Source organism: Cellulomonas sp. RIT-PI-Y, assembly GCF_025642745.1.
Classification (GTDB): Bacteria; Actinomycetota; Actinomycetes; order Actinomycetales; family Cellulomonadaceae; genus Cellulomonas.
In genome coordinates this window covers 1-21,544 of record NZ_JANZKP010000012.1, presented here as the reverse complement: position 1 = coordinate 21,544, position 21,544 = coordinate 1, and the positions used below count along the sequence as shown (strand labels likewise).

The following is a 21,544-nucleotide window of genomic DNA, read 5'->3' as shown; positions in this document are numbered from 1 at the left end:
CCGCACCCGCCGACCCACCATCTGAGGACAGTCATGCCACGCGCGCTCATCACCGGGATCACCGGCCAGGACGGGCTCTACCTGAGCGAACTGCTGGTCAGCAAGGGCTATGACGTCTACGGCCTGGTGCGCGGGCAGAACAACCCGAAGATCGACCTGGTCCGGGAGATCGTCCCCGACGTGAAGCTGTTGACCGGCGACCTGGTCGACCTCTCCAGCCTGCTCCGGGCGCTGGACCAGTCCCAGCCGGACGAGGTCTACAACCTCGGCGCGATCAGCTTCGTGGCCTACTCCTGGGAGAACGCCCAGCTGACCACGGACGTCACGGCCAAGGGCGTGCTCAACATGCTCGAGGCCGTGCGGCTGCACGCCGGGAACGACCTGGGACGGGTGCGGTTCTACCAGGCCTCGTCGTCGGAGATGTTCGGCAAGGTCCAGCAGGTCCCGCAGAACGAGTCGACCCTGCTCTGGCCCCGCTCGCCCTACGGTGTGGCCAAGGTCTTCGGTCACTACATGACCATCAACTACCGCGAGTCCTACGGGATGCACGCCTCCTCCGGAATCCTGTTCAACCACGAATCGCCGCGCCGGGGCCCGGAGTTCGTCACCCGCAAGGTGTCGCAGGCGGTGGCCCGCATCGCGCTCGGCCTGCAGGACGGCCTGACCCTGGGGAACCTGGACGCGCGCCGGGACTGGGGCTTCGCCGGGGACTACGTGGACGCGATGTGGCGGATGCTGCAGCAGGACGTGCCGGACGACTACGTGGTGTCCACCGGCGAGACGCACTCGATCCGCGAGCTGTTGGACGTGGCCTTCGCCCGGGTCGGGATCACCGACTGGTCGGCCCACGTGACGCAGGACCCGCGGTTCATGCGGCCGGCCGAGGTCGACCTGCTGATCGGTGACTCGGGCAAGGCGCGGACCGTGCTCGGCTGGGAGCCGCAGGTGGACTTCGCCCGTCTGGTCGAGATGATGGTCGACCACGATCTCGCCGAACAGCGCGCCCGGACGTCATGACCGTCGCCCTGATCACCGGTGTCACCGGCCAGGACGGCAGTTACCTGGCTGAACGGCTGGTGTCGGAGGGCGTCACCGTGCACGGTCTGGTCAGGTCCGGCGATCGGACCCCGCCGGTCCCGGGGGTCCGATCGCATCTCGGAGATCTGGCGGACCTGGACGGGCTGCGCCGCCTCGTGCTCGAGGTCGCGCCCACCGAGCTCTACCACCTGGCCGGGATCAGCTCGGTGGCGCAGTCCTGGCAGGAACCCGAGCAGACCGCTCTGCTGTCCGGCGTGGCCGTGGCCCGGCTCCTGGAGTCCGCCCTCGAGGTGCAACGGGCGCATGGTGCGCCGGTGCGGTTCGTCCACGCCTCCTCGGCCGAGATCTTCGGCGATCCGGCGACCTCCCCCCAGGACGAGTCGACCCCGATCGCGCCGGTCAACCCCTACGGCGCGGCCAAGGCGTACGCCCAGCACATGGTGCGGATCGCCCGCGACCGTGGGCTGCACGCCGCCGCGGGGATCCTGTTCAACCACGAGTCCCCGCGGCGCCCCTCCTCCTTCGTCACCCGCAAGATCACCCAGGGCGCGGCCAGGATCGCCACCGAGGGCGCGGGGATGCTCACGCTCGGCAATCTCGACGCCCGCCGGGACTGGGGCTGGGCCCCGGACTACGTCGACGCCCTGGTACGGCTGGCCCGGCACCACGAGCCGATCGACGCCGTGGTCGCCACCGGTGAGCTCCATTCGGTGCGCGACTTCGCCGTCGCCGCCCTGCGACGGGCCGGGGTGCCCGACCCCGGATCGCGGCTGGTCAGCGACCCGGCGTTCACCCGCCCCGCCGATGCCGCACGGATGGTCGGCGACGCCACCCTCGCGAGGACCGTGCTCGGGTGGGCCCCGACCCGCGACTTCGACGCTGTCGTGGCCGCGATGGTCGACCACGATCTGGAGCTGCTGCGATGACCCGGATCGCGCTGACCGTCGAGCAGCTGTGGCAGCCCGCCCCGGGCGGCTCGGGCACCTACATCCGCGAGTTGGTCTCCGCCCTACGGGTCCGCACGCCCGTGGTCGGGATCGCGGCCCGGGGCCACCACCGGGCGCCGGAGGAGGACCTGCGGATTCCCGTCCTGACCTCCGCCCTGCCCCGCGTCGCGCTCTACGAGGGCTGGAGCCGGCTCCGCCGACCGGCTGTGCCGCGGGGCGCTGCCGGAGCCGATCTGGTGCATGCCACCACGTGGGCGGTGCCGCCGACCCGCGGGCCGCTGGCGGTCACGGTGCACGACCTGGCGTTCCTGCGCACGCCTGACCACTTCACAGCCCGCGGGAACCGCTACTTCCGGCGGGCGCTGGAGATCACCCGGCGCGAGGCAGACCTGATCATCGTCCCGTCTGCCGCCACCGCGGACGACTGCGTGGTGGAGGGCCTCGACCCCGACCGGATCCGGGTGATCCCGCACGGCGTCCGGGTCCCCCGGCTCTCGGACGCACAGGTCCACGCAGTGCGCGGGGCGCTCCGCCTGGAGCGCCCGTTCGTCTTCTGGTGCGGCACGATCGAGCCGCGCAAGAACCTCCCGGTCCTGCTGGCCGCCTTCGAGCGGGTCGCCGCCGTCAGCGAGCTCGACCTGGTGCTGGCCGGCCCGGCGGGCTGGGGGGAATCCGGCGCGGAGCTGGCCCGATGGCACGATGGGCCGTTGCGCGACCGGGTGCGGCTCGTCGGCCGCCTCACCCTGGCCGAACTGCATGCGGCCTACGCCTCGGCGCGGGTGTTCGCCTTCCCCTCGCTCTGGGAGGGCTTCGGCATGCCCGTGCTGGAGGCGATGGCGCACGGCACTCCCGTGGTGACCTCGGCCGGCACGTCGATGGCCGAGTTCACCGAGGGCGCCGGGCTGCTGGTCGATCCGCGGGACCCGGACGCCCTGGCCGACGCGATCCTGCGCGCCGCCGGGCCGGAGCACGACCTCTGGTCCGCTCGCTCGGCCGAGCGGGCCGCCGGATCGGACTGGTCCGTCGCAGCCAAGCGCCACCTCGCCGCGTACCGGGAGGTCGCGTGATCCGGATCCGTGTCCTGGTGGTGACCTGGCAGGCCGCCACGCTGCTTCCCCCCTGCCTGGACTCGATCCGCTCCCAGGAGATCCCGGATGCCGAGGTGGAGATCGTGGTGCTGGACAACGCGTCCACCGACGGCTCCGTCGAGCTGCTCGCCCGGGACTATCCCGAGGTCCGGGTGATCGGCGCCGAGCGCAACCTCGGGTTCGCCGGCGGGGTGGCACGCGGTCTGGACGACTTCCACGGTGACGTCGCGGTCCTGCTGAACAACGACGCCCGGATGCTGCCCGGTGCGTTGGCAGCGCTGGTCGAGCCGCTGCGCGCCCCGGGACGGCTGGCCGCGACGACCGCCCGGATCCTGCTCGCGGGACGCTATCGGCGCACCGACCGGCCGGTGTCGGACTCCCCGGACGGCCGGTCTCCGTGGCAACCGGACGAGGCCGGCGGCGTCCGGCTGGTGAACTCCACCGGCAACGTGATCACCCGCAACGGAACCGGAGCGGATCGTGACTGGCTGACTCCGGCCGAGGAGGAGAACGCCGCCCCGGAGGTGTTCGGGTTCTGCGGCGGTGCCGCCGCCCTGCGCTGGCCGGCGGTGCGGGCGGTCGGTGGGATCGACCCCGGCCTGTTCCTCTACTACGAGGACACGGACCTCTCGTGGCGACTGCGTGCCGCAGGGCACGACATCCGCTACCAGCGCGCCGCGGAGGTGGAACACCTGCACTCGGCCAGCTCGGGCACCTCCTCGCCGTTGTTCCGGTACCAGAACACCCGCAACTCGCTGACCGTGGTGACACGGCACGCTCCGGCGGCTCTGGTACTGGCCTCGTGGCTGCGGCAGTCCGCGGGCCTGGTCCGTTCGATCCTGCGTGGCCCCCGGGCCGAGTCGGCCCCCCGTGCGCGCGGGATCCGCGACGCCCTGCTCCGCCTGCCCCGCACCCTCGGTGAACGACGACGGATCTGGTCGCACGCCGCTCGTGGCCGGCGGGAGGCCCTCGACCCGCGCAGCTGAGGCCTCAGTCCCGGGCCGCTCGCCCGTACTGGATCTCCTTGAGCCGTTCCAGCTGTTCCTCCAGCAGCACCCGGTTGGTCCGCAGCAGGTCGGAGATCACGCCCAGTGCCATGGACAGCAGCGCGGCCACCGCCATGATCGCCGCGAAGATCAGGGACTGGACGTTCCCGGCGTTGTCGCCTCGCGCCAGGAAGACCACCAGGAACCGCACCGCCGGGATCAGCGCGAGCAGACTGAAGAACGCCGCCAGCAGGGCGAAGACGACCGTCGGCTTGAACATCAGGTAGCTGCGCACGATCGCCGAACCGGACTTGCGCATGTGCTGGAACATGTTGGTGAACAGCCGGGACTCACGGGTCTTGGCATTCGTGGTGACCGGCACGGACACGATCCGCAGGCGCTTGTGACCGGCCTGGATGATCGTCTCCATGCAGTAGGAGAACTCCGTCACCACGTTGAGTCGGTAGAGCGCCTGCCTCGAGTAGGCCCGGAACCCACTCGCCGCATCGGGCAGCCGGGTGTCGGCGGCCTTGTTCACGACCGCACTGCCCACACGCTGCATCACCTTCTTGAACGGCGAGAAATGGGCGATCGTCGCGGTCTGCCGATCCGCGATCACGATCTCCGCGGCCCGCTCGAGGATCGGACGGACCAGGTCCGGGATCCTGTTCTGCGGGTACTGGTTGTCCCCGTCGGTGTTCACCACGATGTCGGCACCGTGGGCCAGGGCGTACTCCACGCCGTCCCGGAACGACCGGGCCAGCCCCATGTTGCGGGTGTGTCGCACGAAGTGGGTCACACCGAGCTCGCGCGCCACCTCGACCGTCCGATCGGTCGAGCCGTCGTCGATCACGAGGATGTCGATCTCGTCGACCCCCTCGATCTCCCGCGGGATGCTCGCGAGCACCGCCGGCAGGGTCTCCTCCTCGTTCAGACAAGGGATCTGGACGACGACCTTCATGCCACTCCAACGTCTGGGTTCACAGCGCAACGACCGGATGCCGCGAGCAGAGCCTACCGGCGTCCCCGGTCAGGCCTGCGTCGCCCGGCCCGTCAACCGGCGGATCCGCCCGGATGCGCGCCGGCCGACCTCCTTCAGCCCTCCCGCGGCGAGGTACTCGCGCGCCAACGCGAGGTCGCTCCGCAGACCGCGCGGGCGCTCGAAGGGATGAGCGACCGCGTCGGGAGCGGGCAACACGTACTGGAGGTCCGCCGCCCGCCGCGGGAACCGGCAGAACTCGACCAGCGGTGCCAGCACCTTCGACCACCGGTAGTCCTCGGCGAAGGCGCGCACGTTGGTCCGTGCCTCGGACACCGCCGCGTCGTCGTAGAGATAGGTCTCCAGGGCCTGTTCCAGCGCGTCGACGTCCTCCGGCGGGACCGTGGCGCCCAGGCCGTGCTCCGCGATCAGGGTGCCGAAGGTGTCGCCGCTGGTGGCGACGATCGGCAGCGAGGCCCACAGGTAGTCCAGGATCCGGGTGCGGAAGCTGAACGCGGTCTCGACGTGATGGAAATGCGTCGAGACCCCGAGGTCCGCGTCCAGCAGGTAGTCGGCGCGCTCGGCGTAGGGAACCCAGCCGGAGTTGAAGAACACGTGCCGATCGGTCAGACCGAGCTGGTCGGAGAGCTGGCGGAGCTCCCACGCGATCCGCATGTCCGGCACTCCCGGGTTGGGGTGCTTCAGACCGAGGAAGTAGAGCTTGACGTCGGGGTGCCGCTCCTTCAGACGATCGACCGCGCGCACCAGGGTCAGCGGATCGAACCAGTTGTAGACCCCACCACCCCAGATGATCACCTTGTCGTCCGCCCCGATGCCGGGCACCACGCCCTTGATCGCGTGACGACGCTGGACCGGCGCCTGGTCGGCGATGCCGAACGGCACCACTCCGATCAACGAGTCCAGGCTGGCGTCCTGGTCGTAGACCGGGCCGTTGATCCGGCCCTGGCCGGCCAGCTGGCCCAACCAGAAGTCGCGCTGCTTGTCCGAGGCGCAGAGCACGTAGTCGGCCCGGTGCAGCTGCTCGTTCAGGATCCGGGTGGTCTCACGGATCGAGTGCGCCCGGCCTGCCTCACCCAGGTCCTTGGCCTGCTCGAGCTGCTCCAGGTGCATCGGGTCGTAGACATCCGCGACCAGGATCTTCGAGCTGTCCTTGAGCCACGGCGCCCCCTCCAGCAGGAAGCCCTGGAAGATGATCACGTCCGCCCAGTCGGTCTGCGCACGCAGGTCGCGACCGGTGGCGTACACCACCTCGAACTCGTCCGAGCTGGTCTTGGCACCGGCGGTGGACACCAGCCGGACGGCGTGTTCCGGCGCGAGCGCACGGGCGATCTCCCAGGCGCGGATCGCCGGTCCGGCCATCCGCTCCAGGAGCGGCTCGCCGGTGACCACCAGCACCCGGTGCTGCGACACGAAGTGCTGGTCGATGCCGAAGGCCTGCACCAGGGCGTCGTGCGCCTCGTTGTACCCGTCGAACGCGTAGGCCGGCTCGATCGCGTGCCGGAACAACGGGAACAGCTCGCGATCGCTGCGGCGGCGGGCAGCCTGCAGAGCGGCGCGGTCGCGGGCGATCTCGGGGAACTGGTCGACCAGGTAGTCGATCGCGTACACACCGGTCAGCGCCATCTTCGGCAGTTCCAGGGTCCCGACGTCGTCGTTCCCCGGCGAACGCTGCAGGTCCAGGGTGGAGGCGTCCACCCCCGCGCGGGCCAGCGACCGACGGACCGCGAGCGCCAGTGCGGCCGGCAACGCCTTGGCCAGCGACTCGTCGTCCAGGTTCTTGTACATGGACAAGAGCGCGTTCCGCTCGAGCAGATAGGCCTCGCGGAAGTTGCCGAACTTCTTCATCGTCACGTGGTGCTTGTGGAAGGCCACCGATTCCGGCACGTACCGCACCCGGTAGCCCAGCAGGTTCAGCCGCCAGCCGAGGTCGACGTCCTCGTAGAACATGAAGAAGCGCTCGTCGAACCCACCGAGGGTGCGGTACAGCGCCGCGGGCATGAACATCGCGGCGCCGGTCCCGAACAGGACGTCCTTCGCGACGTCGTACTCGGGGCCGTCCGGCTTCTCCGCCTCGCGCTTGTACCCGGCGCCGTACCAGGTCAGCGAGCCGTCCGCGTAGTCGATCAGCTGCCCGTCCCAGTCCAGCACCTTGCTGGCGACAGCGCCGATGCTGGGGTCCGACCCGAGTGCCGCCACCGCGGCGGCGATCCACTGCTCCCCAGGGCGTGCGTCGTTGTTGAGGAACGCGACCCACTCGCCGGTAGCGGCGGCCACACCCGCGTTGCACCCCCCGGCGAAGCCGAGGTTCGCCCCGGTCTCGATCACGACGGCCGTGGGGACGGCGGTACGGATCCGCTCGGCGCTGCCGTCACCGGAGTCGTTGTCCACGACGATCAGCTCGAGGCGGTCGGCCGGCCAGTCGACCCGGTCGAACTCCCGCAAGCAGGTGATGGTGTCCTCGGCTCCGCGATAGTTCACCAACACCACCGACACCACACCGGGGCGCGTCTCGCTCGGGCTCACTCATCCTCCTGCTGTGCGTTCACGGGCGCGTGCATGCCCTGCCGCGGCCGGGCGCGGGCGACGGCCCACAGTACCCCGGCCACCCGTGGCTCAGGCCGGGCTCGGGCTCGTGGCCAGATGCCGGGGCCGGGCCGGCGAGACCGGGTCGACGCCGGTGCGGCCGGCCTCGGACCGACCGAGCGAGGCTGCCGCGCACGCGGCGAGCAGCAGCAGTGCATGCGCCGCGAAGGCCACCCACACCACCGGGTCGGGCACCGTGGGCAGCGGCCCGGACCGCCCGCCGAACCGGTCCAGCACGGCGTCCAGGTCCCACGCCAGGTCGATCAGGTGGACCAGCACCCAGCTCAGCATCACGACCGCTCGCACCCGGGCGGACAGTGGCCGGCTCATCCCCACAGCGACCGCGACCAGCGCCGCGGGCAGCAGCACGGTGAAGTAGCGTGCCATCGCGCCGCCGCCCACGGCGACGTACATCAGCTGTTGCAGCGTGATCCCGGCAGCGGCCGCCACGCACAGGCCGAGCACCAGCAGATCGTCCGCACGTGATCGCCGTCGTCGCACCGCGCGGATCCCGGCCACCACCCCCAGCGCCGCGGGCACCAGGAAGAGGACGAGGTTGAGCACGTCACCCAGCGGCGCGGGCGACTGGGCGAACAGCCGGGCGGACAGCCGCCAGAACCCCGGGTCGACGATCACCTCGGGCACCGTCCGGGTGACCCGCTCGAGATGCTCGGCCGCCCATTCCGGCTGCGCCCCGGTGATCGATCCGGTCAGCTCCCGGTTGCGCCAGTAGAACCACCCGCTCCCGGCGATCATCGCGAGCGGGGGCAGCAGGACGCCCCACAGCCAATCTCCGGCGTTTCGGGACCGGCGGACCAGCAGCGACGCCGCCACCGTCGCCACGCACAGCAGAGCCAGCGGCACTCCGCTGAGCCGGGTGGCCGCCGCGGCGGCCACCGCCGCGCACCAGGCGAGCGAGCTCCAGGTGCCGCCACGTCCGACCCGCACCCAGCGGCCGGTCATGCCGAACAGCACGGTGACCACCAGCATCAGCAGCACGTCGTTGTAGACCGCTCCGCCCAGCCGAAGGACCCAGGTGTTGGCGGCTGCCAGCACCGGGACCAGCAGCGCCACCCGGCCCCATCGCCCCGTGAGCCACCGAGCGGCCCATCCGCTGGCGGCCACCGTCGCCAGTGCCATCGCGAGCGTCACGGCTCGGCCCGCATACGCGGCGAGCAGAGGATGGCCCGCGTCGACCAGAGGTCCGACCACCGGCGCCAGCACGAGATAGGTCAGGGGCGGGTGCTGCGCGACCCACTGCACGGCCGGGACCACGCCCTGTCCGGGATCCAGCACGAGTCCGGCCGAGAACTCGGGCAGCGCCCCGTGCCAGACCTGGTACGCGTAGTCGAGGTGCGCGGTCTCGTCGCCGAGCGCGTACGGCGGGACGACCGCGGCCAGCGCGATGCCGCCCGCGACCAGGGCCGCGCAGGCCCAGAAGAGAACCCTGCGGTGGACAGGTGGCATCGGTGTTCCTCTGGCGGCTGTGGAACGAAGACGCCCTGGTGATGCGGGTGGACCGGGTCGTCCGACGGCGTCGTGAGGACAAATTACACGCGTGCACGAGCTCTCCACACCGCCCGGGTACTGTGTTCCACTGCGTGCCCGGTCTCCCGGGCTCGAACCCGAGGGAAGACCAGATGACGGACATTGCCACCTCCCGTGCAGCGGCACTCGCCCAGGAGCCGATGCGGATCGCGGGTCCCCGCCCCGGATTCGCACGCGGGACCTTGTCCTCGCTGAAGGACATCCTGGCCCACCGCGAACTGCTCGGGTCCCTGGTCCGCCGTGAGCTCAAGGCACGCTACAAGGACAGCGCGCTCGGCTTCTTCTGGAGCCTGGCCCGCCCGCTGGCGATGCTGCTCATCTACTACATCGCGCTCGGCAAGTTCCTGGGGGCGGCCCGCTCGGTGCCGGACTTCGCGATCTTCATCTACACCGGTCTGACCGCCTGGGGCCTGTTCAGCGAGGTCGTGCTCGGCGGCACCGGTTCGATCGTGGCGAACTCCGGACTGATCAAGAAGGTCTACCTTCCCCGCGAGGTCTTCCCGCTCAGCGTGGTCGGATCCTCCCTGTTCAACTTCGGCATCCAGATGCTCATCCTGCTGTCCGCCACCGTCGTGGCGGGCAAGTTCCCGACCGGGGAGCGCTGGCTCTACTTCCCCCTGGCGCTCGCGGTGGTGCTGGTCTACTCGACCGCCCTCGCGCTGCTGCTGTCCGCGGTCAACGTGTACCTGCGCGACGTGCAGTACCTGATCGACGTCATCATCATGATCCTGTTCTGGGCCTCGCCGATCGTCTACGCGTGGAAGCAGGTCGCCGGGCACGTCAGCGGTGTGGTGGCCGACATCTATCTCGGCAACCCGATGACCCTGGCCGTGATGGGCTTCCAGAAGGCGTTCTGGGTGTCCGGCGACGGCGAGCCCATCCCCACCCACCTCGGGACCCGGTTGGGCATCGTCCTGGCGATCGGTCTCGTCCTCCTCTGGCTGTGCCAGCGCACCTTCGCGCGGCTGCAGAGCAACTTCGCACAGGAGCTGTGATGACCACCGTCATCGACATCGAGCAGGTCTCCAAGCGGTTCGTGATCCGCAAGGAGAAGTCCCTCAAGGAGCGACTGGTCAACTTCGGCCGCTCCAACCTGCACAAGGAGGACTTCTGGGCACTCCGCGACGTGAGCGTCCAGATCGAGTCCGGGACCACCGTCGGGCTGATCGGACCGAACGGCTCGGGCAAGAGCACCCTGCTCAAGACCATCGGCGGCATCATCCAGCCGACCACCGGACAGGTCCGGTTGCGGGGACGGCTGGCCGCCCTCCTCGAGCTCGGGGCGGGATTCCACCCGGACCTCACCGGGCGGGAGAACGTCTATCTCAACGCCTCCATCCTCGGGCTGTCCCGGCAGGAGACCGACAAGCACTTCGATGCGATCGTCGAGTTCTCCGGGATCGAGGCGTTCATCGACACCCAGGTGAAGTTCTACTCCTCGGGCATGTACGTCCGGCTGGCCTTCGCGGTCGCCGTGCACGTCGATCCGGACATCCTCCTGGTCGACGAGGTGCTGGCCGTCGGGGACGAGCCGTTCCAGCGCAAGTGCCTCGAGCGCATCCGGGAGTTCCAGCGCGAGGGCCGCACCATCGTCCTGGTCACCCACGGCCTGGACCAGGTCGCGGAGTTCTGCGACCGAGCGGTGGTGCTCGACCACGGCAACCTGGCGGCCGACGGGCCGCCGCGCGAGGCCCTGAAGGTGCTGCGCGCCGACTTCGAGGCGACCCGCAAGGAGGAGATCGAGCGCCGGCAGTCGGTGACCGGCGGCGTCGGCCTGCCGATCGCCTCGGTGTCCGCACTCGGCCTGATCGGCGCCCGCGGCGAGAACGGCGGCGCGGTGATCGCCACCGGCGCGGATCTCACCGTCGCCCTGGAGGTCCGGGCGGAGACCCCGTTGCCCGCGGGGTGGGAGCTCGGCATCGCGATCGCGACGCCGCTCGGCACCGTGCTCGGAGGTACCAACACCCATCTGCTGGAGGCGGTCACCCCGGACGTCCGGGGCACGCAGCAGTACTCCTTCCACCTGAAGAACCTGCGGCTGGGCGAAGGCGAGTACATCGTGCAGACCTCGCTGTCCACGCGCGAGGGCACCGAGGTGCACGCACTTCCCGACGCGCTGCACTTCACGGTGGAGGCGGACGGCCGGTCGCAGGGGGCGCTCTACCTCGATTCGAGCTTCAGCGTCGGTCAGCACTAGGCCGGACCGGGAACAGCACATCGCGCGGCCCCTGGCTGCGCCGAGGAGACAAGGACGACATGGTCGAGCGAGCCAAGCGCTATCTGGCCCGGGTGGCCCGGGGGGTCTATCGACGGGTCCGCCCGGCCCCCTCGGTCCCGGTACCCGATCCGGTCCCGTCGGACGAGCTCTCGATCCTGTTCGACGCGGCGTTCTACCTGGAGTCCAACGCGGACCTCGCGGGGACCGGGATCGACGCCCGGTCCCACTTCGACCAGTACGGCCGACGCGAGGGCCGGTCCCCCTCTCCCCTGTTCGACCCGTCCTGGTACGCAGAGGCCTATCCCCAGGTGGGTGCGTCCGGCCTCGACCCGCTCGGCCACTACCTCACCGAGGGCGGACGGGCGGGGCTGAACCCGGTCCGGGCCGGATTCGACTCGGCCTGGTACCTGCGCCAGAACGCCGAGGTCGACGCCTCGGGCGAGAACCCGCTGGTGCACTTCGTCCGCGAGGGCGCTGCCCTGGCGCTGGACCCGTCCCCGCACTTCGACACCGCGTGGTACCTGAGCCACAACGCGGACGTGGCCGCGACCGGGATGAACCCGCTGTCGCACTACCTGTGGCACGGCATCGGGGAGCACCGGCGGCCCAACGGCCGGGGAGTCAATCTGCGCGGCGAGCCCGGCGACGACTCCACGACGTCGGTGACGGTGTCCCACTACCTCGGTCGCCGGCGGCCGGACCTGCTCCCCCTGCGTGTGGTCCCCGGACCCACCGTGCGACGGATCAACCTGGTCACGGACTCGATCGGCGCCAACTCGCTGTTCGGCGGGGTGGCGACCGCCCTGCTCCTCGCCGCCTCCTGGGCCGAGCGCTCGGGCCGTCGACTGCGGATCGTGACGCGCACCGCTCCGCCGGACGCGTCCGGTCTCGCCGAGTTGTTCCAGACGGTCGGTCTGCGGCCGTCCGAGCAGCCCGAACTGGCCTACATCCCGTGCGAGCGCGGTGACTACCTGGAGATCGGCGACGACGACCTCTTCCTGACCACGTCGTGGTGGTCGACCGCAGCCGTGCTCGAGACCGTGCCCGCCGACCACGTCGCGTACGTCCTCCAGGAGGACGAACGCTGCTTCTACCCGATCGGGCACGACTGGTTGTACGCGTCCCGCACCATGAACCACCCCGGGCTCCAGGTGGTGGTCAACACCGGGAATCTGCTGCAGCACCTGATCGCCACCGGCCTGGACAACCTCTCCCGAACCGCGGTCTCCTTCGAGCCGTCGTTCCGTTCCTTCCTGCGCCCCGGTCGGTTGCTCGGCGCGGACGACCGGCGTCACCTGTTCTTCTACGCCCGGCCGCACAACCCTCGGAACCTGTTCGAACTGGGACTCGCGGCGTTGGAGCGGGCGATTGCCGACGGCCATCTGGACCGCGACTCCTGGCAGATCCACCTGGTCGGGCGGGACGTCCCCGCACTGGAGTTCTCGGACGGGTCACGCCCTGCGGTGCACGGCTCACTCGGCTGGGCGGACTACGGCGACTTCCTCGGCCGGATGGACATCGGCCTGTCGCTGATGGCCTCACCCCACCCCTCCTACCCGCCGCTCGATCTCGCCGCGAGCGGCTCGATGGTCGTCACCAACGAATGGGCCGGCAAGATGCGGTTCGACGAGGTCAGCGACCGGATCCTGGTCGCGGTTCCGTCGGTCGACGCGATCGCGGAAGCGATCGGACAGGCGGTCCGGCGGGTCGAGGAGCTGACCGACCAGCCGTTCGTTCCGGCACCGACCCCCCACTTCGCCCCGTGGGCGGAGAATCTCGCTCCCGCGGTCGAGCACCTCACCAAGGCGTTCGGCGATGCGTGAGGTCCCGGTCGCGCCGCCCGATTACCGCGATCCGTGGGACCTGTCCTTCGCCGCACGGAGCCGTATGCTCCGCGCGGAGGGCGTCCGAGTGGCCTACTACTACCGGTCGCCGGACGCCTCCACGTTCCGCTACCGCTGCTACAACACCGCGATGGCCCTGAACGAGCTGGTGCCCGGGGTGAGCGCGAGCTGGTTCCACGAGGCCGACGGCCACGCGCTGCTCGATCTGGTCAAGGACGTCGACGTCCTGGTGGTGTGCCGGGTGCCCTACAGCGACCAGGTCGCCCAGCTCATGTCGGTGGCACGGCGATTCGGCACCCGGGTCCTGGTCGACGTGGACGACTACGTCTTCGACCTGGCGATCGTGCCGGAGGTGGTCAAGACCCTCGACCAGTACGAGGGGGACCCCGCGGCCGCCGAGCACATGTGGAACTGGTGGTTCGCCTACTTCGCCCGGGTCCGGCAGACGATGGAGCTCGCCGACGAGGTGATCGTCACCAACGACTTCCTGGCGGCCCGCACCCGCGAGGTGCTCGATCAGCCCGTCCGGGTGATCCCCAACTTCATGGGCGCGGAGCAGATCGCCTACTCGCAGGAACTGGTCCACGCTCGCGACGCCGCCGGCGATCCCGATGACGGCACCGTCCACCTCGGGTACTTCTCCGGTACCCCCACGCACAACCGCGACCTCGCGCTCGCCGCCGGTGCTCTGGCCCGGCTGATGAGGCGGGACGAGTCCGTGCGGTTGCGGCTGGTCGGATTCCTCGACCTCACCGGTTCGCCCTTGGGCCGGTTCACCGACCGGATCGACCAGACCCCGCTCACCGACTACCTCGATCTCCAGCGGCTGATCGCCGAGGTCGACCTGAGCCTCGCCCCCTTGCAGGACAACCGGTTCACCAACTGCAAGTCGGAGCTCAAGTACTTCGACGCGGCTGCGGTCGCCGTGGCCAGCGTGGCTTCTCCGACCTACACCATGTCCGCCGCGATCGAGCACGGCGTCACCGGCCTGCTGTCCCGGGTCGACGAGTGGGACGTCGTGCTGGCCGAAGCCGTGCGCGGCCGTCGCACCGCAGGGCGGGAGATGGGCCGCCGCGCATACGAGCATGCGATCGCCGCGTACTCCCCGGCGGCCATGGTGGATCGCGTCTCGGACGGACTCGGGCTGACCGGACGGTGAGGCAGCAGCGGGCGCCGGCTCAGTAGCCCTCGGTGAGGTCCCGGACGTCCGGGAGCAACGCATCGTCCGTCACCCACCACTGCACCCGGTCCTGCAGTTCGAGGATCACCGCCGTGGCCTCCGTCTCACGGAACCACTGCGGCTCGGAACGGGCGAGCACGCCGATCAGCCCACCGGACTGGCTCAGGCCCGCGATCAGGACGGCCGCTCCCGCCCAGCGCATCGCGATGCCGACCCGGCGCCCGTTCGCCGCCAGGACGGCGGTCAGACCACGAGCGGCCAGGAGCAGCAGGGGCACCATCACCGGCTGCAGATAACGACCCTGCACGCCAAGGGGCTCACCCAGGGTGCGTGCCGTGCCGTACCCCGTGCTGAGCAACGCCATCAGGTAGAGCGCGCAGGACAGGGTCAGGGTCAGGCCGCCCGGAAGACCGAGAGCGGTGCGGGGCGCCAGGACGATCAGCGCCAGAACGCCCAGGGTCCCGGCCGTCAGCACCAGACCCACGATGTGCGCGCCGTAGTTGGCGGTCGGCCCGTCGCTGCCGTCCACCGGGAAGAACGACCAGGTCAGCATCGTCCCGGGCAACCAGTCGTGTGTGACGTAGTCGACCAGACCGCGCCAGCTGACCGCCTGATCCGGGAACGTCGGGTCGAGCAGGTAGTTGCGCCCCCAGGGTGCCCAGGTCTGGCAGATCGACACCGGGTGCACCACGGCGCAGTCCGGTTGCACGCTGCCGTATCGGATCAGGTTCACGCCGTAGCGCTCCAGCATGGCGGCCACCGCCAGCACCGCGCCGAGCACGGCCAGGATCGGCCTGGGGCGCCAGCGCCAGTCGGCCAATCCGATGCTCCGTCTGCGCAGGACAGCTCGGACCTGGCCGACCAGCACGGAGATGCCGGTGACGGCGACGAACGGCAGCATCGAGTACTTGGTCAGCGACAGCGCCGCTCCCGCCAGCAGGAACAACGACCACCCGTAGCCGTCGAACCGGTCCGCCCTCAACAGCCGGACCGCGGGAAGCCACATCACCGGCAGGAGCAGGAACGCGAGGTTGTCGTAGTTGACCGTGACGCCGAGGAAGGTGGTCATCGGCACGGCGGCGACGATCAGCACCACGACGTTCGCCGCCAGACCCGACAGCCCCAGCACACGCCCGAGACGTCTGATCACGGCCAGTGCCCCGGCCACCATCGCCACGGTCAGCAGGCGGATCACCAGTCGGTGCTCGGCGAGCGGGAGGCCTGCGGTCCACCGCCACGGGAAGCTGAGGAGCCAGTGGTACAGGTACGAGCCGTAGCGCTCGACGTCCCCCAGACGGACCAGGTCGTCGGGCTGGCTCTCCCACGGAGAGTGTCCCTGAGCGAAGTACCTGATGACCCCGAGGTGGTAGCTCTCGTCGTAGAGCGACTCGTGCAAGGTCACCGCGAGCAAGGACGCCTGGGCGACGAACACGGCGACGATCAGCCACATCGCCCACGACGAGCCGAGCGCGACCACGGCGCGGGTGCCCCATCTGCTCAGCGAGGCGCCCGTACCGCGCGCCGTCGTGGCACGGCGACGTGCGGCGTACCGCAGCGGGTGGGGGCCGGCCGCCTCCGCGCTCACCGGTCGTCCGGCAGGTAGGGATCCTCGCGGTCGAGTCCCCACCTGACGTCCAACTGCGTCCACTGGTCCGGCTCCGCCGTCGCCTCGGGCCCGAGGCGGTAGAGGGTGGCCTCCGGCTGCCAGACCAGGCGCCGCCCGGCCGCGCGCAGCTTGAGCGAGAGGTCGAGTCCGGACAGCGGTCCGAACCGGTTCTCGTTGAGACCGCCGGCCTCCAGGAAGACCTCCCGTCGGATCCCGCAGGCCACGCCGGACATCGCGGTGACCTCCCGCGCCACCTGCAGGGCCGCGAACGGACCGTGTTCCTGGGGACGCCACCCGCGCGCATAGGGCACGAGGGTGCCGTCGCGGTGGATCCACCCGGCGTGCCAGAGCCGACCGTCCTCCTGCAGGATGCGGGCGCCCACCGCCCCGACGTCGTCCTCGTCCAGCGGTGCCACCAGCTGCACGATGAGGTCGTCCGAGATCACCTCGGTCTGCTGGTCGAGCAGGACCAGCCACGACCCTCGGGCGCACAGCACACCGTGGTTGACCATCGCGGCATGACCGATGCCCGCCGGTGCCGGGATCGCCCGCACCCGGTCACCGCCGATCGCCTTCAGGTCGGCGAGCACGGCGGCGGGTGTGCCCTTGGTGTGCACGACCACGATCTCGATCCGCGGATGACCGGCACGGGCCACCAGTGACCGGACCGCCTCGGTCACCCAGACCCGGTCCTGGCCCCAGACCCGCCCGCCCGAGCCGTCCGTGGCGATCACCACGCTGACCAGCCGTCGTGGGTCGGTCGATCTCCGCACCCGGTAGGTGCTGGTCAGCCAGCCCTTCGTGGCCTCTCCCGGCACACCGGTCCGCTCCAGGTGGTCCTGGACCGCTCGGACCCCGGCGTCCCAGGCGTACGGCTTGGCCCCGACCTCACCGGCCGCCGAGCCCGGGACCACCCGCCAGTGGTAGAGCACCGAGCGGACGTGGTGCACCCGCCGGGCGATCTCGGTCACCCGCAGGACGAGGTCGTGGTCCTGCGATCCCTCGCAGCGCGCGCGGAACCCGCCGACCTCGCGCACCACGCGGGTGCGCAGCACGGACAGGTGCCCGGGATACATGTGCCCGCGCAGCCGCTCCGGCGACCAGTCGGGCTTGCGGTCGCGGTCGTAGAGCTCACCGTCCGCGCCGAGCTTGTCCTCGTCGGAGTACAGGTAGTCCACGTCCGGGTGCGCGTCGATCGCGGCCCGCATGGTCGCGAGGGCCTCCGGCACCAGCAGGTCGTCGTGGTCCACGAGGGCCAGGAACTCCCCCCGGGCGGCGGCGATCGCGTCGTTGGAGGCCGCAACGATCCCTCCGCCCTGCGCGCGCTCGATCACCCGCACCCGGTCGTCCTGCGCGGCCGCCTCACGCAGCGTCTCGCGCACCTCGTCCCGGGTCGACCGGTCGTCCACCAGGATCAGTTCCAGGTCCGGATCGGTCTGATCCACGACCGAGGCGATCATCGCGCGCAGCGCGTCCGTCGGAGGGTCGTAGACCGGGGTGACGACGGAGAACAGCGGTGACCTCGCGACCATCTCAGCGGCCCAGCACGCGTCGGGCGGCGCGCTGCGCCAGGCCGGGAGCCGCCCGGTCGACCTGCTCCTGCAACCGCCGGATCTGCTCGTTGGCGTCGGCCCAGCCCGCGTGCGCCCGCTGGGCGTCCTCGATCGACTTGCGCAGTTCCTCGTTCACGTACTCGTGCGTACCCGCCCGTCGGGCGATGTCCTCGCGGGCGTGCGCCAGCTCGGCCTCCTGACCGATGGCGTGATCGCGTGCCACCACCAGCCGATGCCGGAGGTCGAGCAGCTGCGCCGCCGCCGACTCCGGGTCGTCCAGCGCCGAGAGGGCGGTGCGCACCCGGTCGGCCTCCGCCACGAACTCGTCCGCCGGAGCGGGCAGCCCGACCGCAGGCACCACCTCGACCGGCTCCGGACCGGTCACCGCCGCGACCGGAGCGGCCGTCGCCACGAACTGGTACACCTCGGCGAAGGGCTGGGCGCGGACCCAGTCGACGACGCCCGCCGGCAACCGTTCCCGGTCCACCGGAACCTCGGTGTCCAGCGGATCGAACACGGTGGCCTGGAGGTCGGTGATCGCCAGCCCCTCCTCGTGCAGCATCCGCAGCAGCGAGGCGTGGGTGAAGAACGAGACGTGGGTGCGGTCGAGCAGACCGGTGTCGACGTACTCCCATTCGCCCTGGAGCAAGGCCAGCCGCACCGAGCCGTGCGCCACGTTCGGGACCGAGATGACCAGAGCACCGTCCGGCCGGAGCAGCCTCATCGCCTCACGCACCGCCCGGGCCGGGTCACGCAGATGCTCGAGCACGTCACCGAAGACCACCCGGTCGAAGCTCCCGGGCTCGAACAGGCTGTCCAGCTCCGTGCGGTCGAGGTCGGCGACGCGCACGTCACCCAGCGCCTCACGGGCCTTCGCGGCGTCGGCCTCGTCGATCTCGACCCCGCTGACCCGGCACCCGCGTTCGATCAGCGCGGCCCCCTGGTACCCGGACGCGCAGCCGACGTCGAGGACGTCCTTCCCCTCGCCGACCATGCCGACGATGATCGTGTGGCTCGAGTTGCGCACTTCGGTGTGCACCGTGGTCTTGTAGTGCGACAAGGGGTCTCCTCGGTCCGGAGGGAAGGCCGCGCGGCCCAGTCACGAGTCGCCACATGTTAGCCGGGCTCATCGCTTCGAGCAGTGCAGACGACGGTGGGCCGGGCAGCGGCCACGAACGATCCTGCCGTGCACGCTACGCTGGCGGTCACCCACCTGTCTGGAGGATCACCTCGTGCGCATGCTCGTCACCGGCGGAGCCGGATTCATCGGTTCCAACTTCGTCCACCAGGTGGTGCGGGAGCACCCCGAGGTCGAGGTCACCGTCCTGGACGCCCTGACCTACGCCGGTGACGAGAAGAGCCTGGCACCGGTGTGGGACAAGGTCACCTTCGCGAAGGGGTCGATCACCGACCACGACATCGTGGACGACCTGGTGAAGAACGCCGACGTGGTGGTGCACTTCGCCGCCGAGTCGCACAACGACAACTCGCTGCATGACCCGTGGCCGTTCGTGCACACCAACGTGATCGGCACCTACACGCTGCTGGAGGCGGTGCGCCGCCACGACGTGCGGTACCACCACATCTCCACCGACGAGGTCTACGGCGACCTGGAGCTGGACGACCCGGCGAAGTTCACACCGGACACGCCGTACAACCCGTCCAGCCCGTACTCCTCCACCAAGGCGTCCTCCGACCTGCTGGTCCGCGCCTGGGCCCGGTCCTTCGGGGTGCGCGCCACGCTGTCGAACTGCTCGAACAACTACGGGCCGTACCAGCACGTGGAGAAGTTCATCCCGCGGCAGATCACCAACGTGATCGACGGCGTCCGCCCCAAGCTCTACGGCACCGGGGAGAACGTCCGCGACTGGATCCACGTCGAGGACCACAACTCCGCGGTCTGGGACATCATCACCAAGGGCCGGCTGGGCGAGACCTACCTGATCGGCGCCGAGGGCGAGGAGAACAACAAGACTGTCATCGAGCTCATCCTGGAGCTGATGGGGCAGGACTCCTCCGCCTACGACCTGGTCTCCGACCGACCGGGCCACGACCTGCGCTACGCCATCGACGCCACCAAGCTGCGCACCGAGCTCGGCTGGGAGCCCCGCTACACCACCTTCCGGGACGGCCTCGCCGCGACCGTCGCGTGGTACCAGGCGAACGAGTCCTGGTGGCGGCCGCAGAAGGACGCGACCGAGGCGAAGTACACCCAGCTGGGTCGCTGAAGCCCCGTCCCCGGCCTCCTGCGGGAGGCCGGGGTGCCGGTCGGCGGAATGTCTGGTCTGCACACCCTCTTCACCAGCTCCGCCCCCGGGATGCGTCGCGCACCGGCCCGCGCCTCCTATGCTCGTCCGCGTGACACAACGCCACGCTGCCTCCGCACGCCCGCGCGCCATCCGCCACGGGCGGTTCCGCCGCAGTCACCGCGTGCTGCGAGGTGTCGCCCTCACCGCCGTCGGTCTGATGGCCTTCGGCATCTCCGGCGCCGCCGCGATCTACCAGACGCTGAACGGGAACATCGCGAGCTCGGACGTCGGCGACCTGGTGACCACGCTCCCGCAGCCGACCCCCACCGACGACACTCTCGCCGACCCGAACGCGGGCCAGCCGGTCAACATCCTGCTGCTCGGGTCGGACGAGCGGGACGGCGACAACGAGGCGATCGGCGGCTACGTCGGCGGCATGCGGTCCGACACCTCGATCGTGGCGCACATCTCCGCGGACCGGACCCGGGTGGAGCTGATCTCCATCCCCCGCGACTCCCTGGTCGACATCCCTTCCTGCACCATGACCGACGGCAGCACCACGGGCGCCCAGTCGAACGCGATGTTCAACTCCGCGTTCTCGATCGGCGCGGACAACGGCGGTGACATCGCGTCGGCGGCGGCGTGCACCTGGAACACCGTGCAGACCAACACCGGGGTGCCGATCAACCACTTCGTGGTGGTGGACTTCGCCGGGTTCACCAACATGATCGACGCCATCGGCGGCGTGAACATGTGCATCCCGAACGACATGTCCGCGCCCAAGGCGGGGCTGTACCTCAACGCGGGCAACCAGCTGCTGAACGGCACCCAGGCGCTGGCCTTCGCCCGGGCACGCACCGGCGTCGGCGTCGGCGACGGGTCCGACACGAACCGGCTCGGCCGTCAGCAGGAGCTGCTGGCCGCGGTGATGCGGGAGCTGCTCACCAAGAACCTGTTGACCGACGTCACCCAGCTGATCCGGTTCCTGGACCAGGCGACCGCATCGCTCTCCGTGGACAGCGGATTCTCCTCGATCACCGACATGGCCGCGTTGGGTGCCAGCCTTCGGGGCATCAGCAGTGACAACATCTCCTTCATGACGATCCCGTTCACCACGGCGCCCAGCGACCCGAACCGGGTGGTGTGGACCGACGACGCGGACATCATCTGGGACAACATCGCCAACGACCGGCCGATGACCACCGGGCTCGAGGACGACACCGCCACCGACGACACGGCCACGGACGACGTGACCGATCCGGCCACCGAGGAGCCGAGCTCCGAGGCCAGCACCCCCGCCCCGCAGGAGACCCGCGAGGCGGGCAAGGAGACCTTCACCGCGAACGACGTCACCGCGGTCTGCGGCTGATCGTGCCTCGCCGCCCCGACGACGACCGCACGCCGGACCGCGAGGTCCCGCCGAGCTTCTCCCCGTCCGAGTCCGGACGCCGCCCCACCGCGGACGGCGCCAGGTCGGTCGGGGCGGGTGCGGGCGCTCAGGCACCGTCGTCGCGTCCGGGTCGCCCGGCGTCCCCGGCCCGGGTGAGCGGTCGGCGTCCCGCCACGCCGCCGGACGCGGCACGGCCTGCGTCCGCGGGCGGCACCGCACGACGCTCCTCCGGCGATGCGACGCCCCCGCGCGGGTCCTCCGGCACGGCCGCACCGCACCGCACCGCAACCGCCGGCTCCCGGGGCGCTGGAGCG

16 protein-coding genes are annotated in these 21,544 nt (G+C 70.6%); 10 read left to right on the top strand and 6 right to left on the bottom strand.

What is annotated here, in order from left to right; all coding sequences use genetic code 11:
- Positions 1 to 33: 33 nt before the first annotated feature.
- The 4 genes from OGL89_RS05960 to OGL89_RS05945 are packed head-to-tail and all read left to right on the top strand — an operon-like array spanning position 34 to position 4,059.
- The gene (locus OGL89_RS05960) at positions 34 to 1,017 is read left to right on the top strand and encodes a GDP-mannose 4,6-dehydratase (RefSeq protein WP_263118990.1); all 984 of its coding nucleotides are present in this window, start codon (positions 34 to 36) and stop codon (positions 1,015 to 1,017) included.
- Positions 1,014 to 1,964 carry a GDP-mannose 4,6-dehydratase gene (locus OGL89_RS05955; RefSeq protein WP_263118989.1) on the top strand — a complete coding sequence of 317 codons (951 nt, stop codon included), beginning with the start codon at positions 1,014 to 1,016 and terminating at the stop codon, positions 1,962 to 1,964. Before OGL89_RS05960 ends, OGL89_RS05955 begins: the two co-directional genes overlap by 4 nt.
- Positions 1,961 to 3,052, top strand: coding sequence for a glycosyltransferase family 1 protein (locus OGL89_RS05950; RefSeq protein WP_263118988.1), 1,092 nt, complete (start codon positions 1,961 to 1,963; stop codon positions 3,050 to 3,052). The genes OGL89_RS05955 and OGL89_RS05950 overlap by 4 nt, the downstream gene beginning before the upstream one ends.
- Positions 3,049 to 4,059 (top strand): glycosyltransferase family 2 protein, encoded by a 1,011-nt coding sequence (locus OGL89_RS05945; RefSeq protein WP_263118987.1) that lies wholly within the window; start codon positions 3,049 to 3,051, stop codon positions 4,057 to 4,059. The genes OGL89_RS05950 and OGL89_RS05945 overlap by 4 nt, the downstream gene beginning before the upstream one ends.
- 4 nt (positions 4,060 to 4,063) lie before the next feature.
- On the opposite strand, the gene OGL89_RS05940 is transcribed toward OGL89_RS05945, so the two are convergent.
- The 3 genes from OGL89_RS05940 to OGL89_RS05930 form a co-directional block, all read right to left on the bottom strand.
- The gene (locus tag OGL89_RS05940; RefSeq protein WP_263118986.1) at positions 4,064 to 5,020 is read right to left on the bottom strand and encodes a glycosyltransferase family 2 protein; all 957 of its coding nucleotides are present in this window, start codon (positions 5,018 to 5,020) and stop codon (positions 4,064 to 4,066) included.
- A 69-nt stretch (positions 5,021 to 5,089) separates the two neighbouring features.
- Positions 5,090 to 7,582 (bottom strand): glycosyltransferase, encoded by a 2,493-nt coding sequence (locus tag OGL89_RS17145; protein WP_263118985.1) that lies wholly within the window; start codon positions 7,580 to 7,582, stop codon positions 5,090 to 5,092.
- A gap of 90 nt (positions 7,583 to 7,672) precedes the next feature.
- Positions 7,673 to 9,109: a hypothetical protein gene (locus OGL89_RS05930; RefSeq protein WP_263118984.1), complete on the bottom strand. Its 1,437-nt coding sequence runs from the start codon at positions 9,107 to 9,109 to the stop codon at positions 7,673 to 7,675.
- 173 nt (positions 9,110 to 9,282) lie between these two features.
- Here OGL89_RS05930 and OGL89_RS05925 point away from each other — a divergent pair, with 173 nt between their 5' ends.
- The 4 genes from OGL89_RS05925 to OGL89_RS05910 are packed head-to-tail and all read left to right on the top strand — an operon-like array spanning position 9,283 to position 14,411.
- Entirely contained in the window at positions 9,283 to 10,185 is a 903-nt protein-coding gene (locus OGL89_RS05925; protein ID WP_263118983.1) for an ABC transporter permease, read from the top strand.
- The gene (locus OGL89_RS05920; protein WP_263118982.1) at positions 10,185 to 11,387 is read left to right on the top strand and encodes an ABC transporter ATP-binding protein; all 1,203 of its coding nucleotides are present in this window, start codon (positions 10,185 to 10,187) and stop codon (positions 11,385 to 11,387) included. The genes OGL89_RS05925 and OGL89_RS05920 overlap by 1 nt, the downstream gene beginning before the upstream one ends.
- Before the next feature lie 59 nt (positions 11,388 to 11,446).
- Positions 11,447 to 13,231, top strand: coding sequence for a hypothetical protein (locus OGL89_RS05915; protein WP_263118981.1), 1,785 nt, complete (start codon positions 11,447 to 11,449; stop codon positions 13,229 to 13,231).
- A complete protein-coding gene (locus OGL89_RS05910) occupies positions 13,224 to 14,411 on the top strand; it encodes a glycosyltransferase (protein ID WP_263118980.1) in 1,188 nt (395 codons plus the stop codon). Before OGL89_RS05915 ends, OGL89_RS05910 begins: the two co-directional genes overlap by 8 nt.
- A 19-nt stretch (positions 14,412 to 14,430) precedes the next feature.
- Here the strand turns inward: OGL89_RS05910 and OGL89_RS05905 are convergent, their stop codons facing one another.
- Genes OGL89_RS05905 through OGL89_RS05895 form a run of 3 tightly spaced genes read right to left on the bottom strand, consistent with a single transcriptional unit; the run spans position 14,431 to position 18,651 of the window.
- On the bottom strand, positions 14,431 to 16,017 hold the full coding sequence (locus OGL89_RS05905; protein WP_263118979.1) for a hypothetical protein: 1,587 nt from the start codon (positions 16,015 to 16,017) through the stop codon (positions 14,431 to 14,433).
- The gene (locus tag OGL89_RS05900; protein WP_263118978.1) at positions 16,014 to 17,570 is read right to left on the bottom strand and encodes a glycosyltransferase; all 1,557 of its coding nucleotides are present in this window, start codon (positions 17,568 to 17,570) and stop codon (positions 16,014 to 16,016) included. The genes OGL89_RS05905 and OGL89_RS05900 overlap by 4 nt, the downstream gene beginning before the upstream one ends.
- A 1-nt stretch (position 17,571) precedes the next feature.
- Positions 17,572 to 18,651: a class I SAM-dependent methyltransferase gene (locus OGL89_RS05895; protein WP_263118977.1), complete on the bottom strand. Its 1,080-nt coding sequence runs from the start codon at positions 18,649 to 18,651 to the stop codon at positions 17,572 to 17,574.
- A gap of 172 nt (positions 18,652 to 18,823) precedes the next feature.
- Here OGL89_RS05895 and rfbB point away from each other — a divergent pair, with 172 nt between their 5' ends.
- Both rfbB and OGL89_RS05885 read left to right on the top strand, forming a co-directional pair.
- On the top strand, positions 18,824 to 19,819 hold the full coding sequence (rfbB, locus tag OGL89_RS05890) for a dTDP-glucose 4,6-dehydratase (RefSeq protein WP_263118976.1): 996 nt from the start codon (positions 18,824 to 18,826) through the stop codon (positions 19,817 to 19,819).
- 130 nt (positions 19,820 to 19,949) lie between these two features.
- Positions 19,950 to 21,209 carry an LCP family protein gene (locus OGL89_RS05885; RefSeq protein ID WP_263118975.1) on the top strand — a complete coding sequence of 420 codons (1,260 nt, stop codon included), beginning with the start codon at positions 19,950 to 19,952 and terminating at the stop codon, positions 21,207 to 21,209.
- Positions 21,210 to 21,544: the final 335 nt, after the last annotated feature.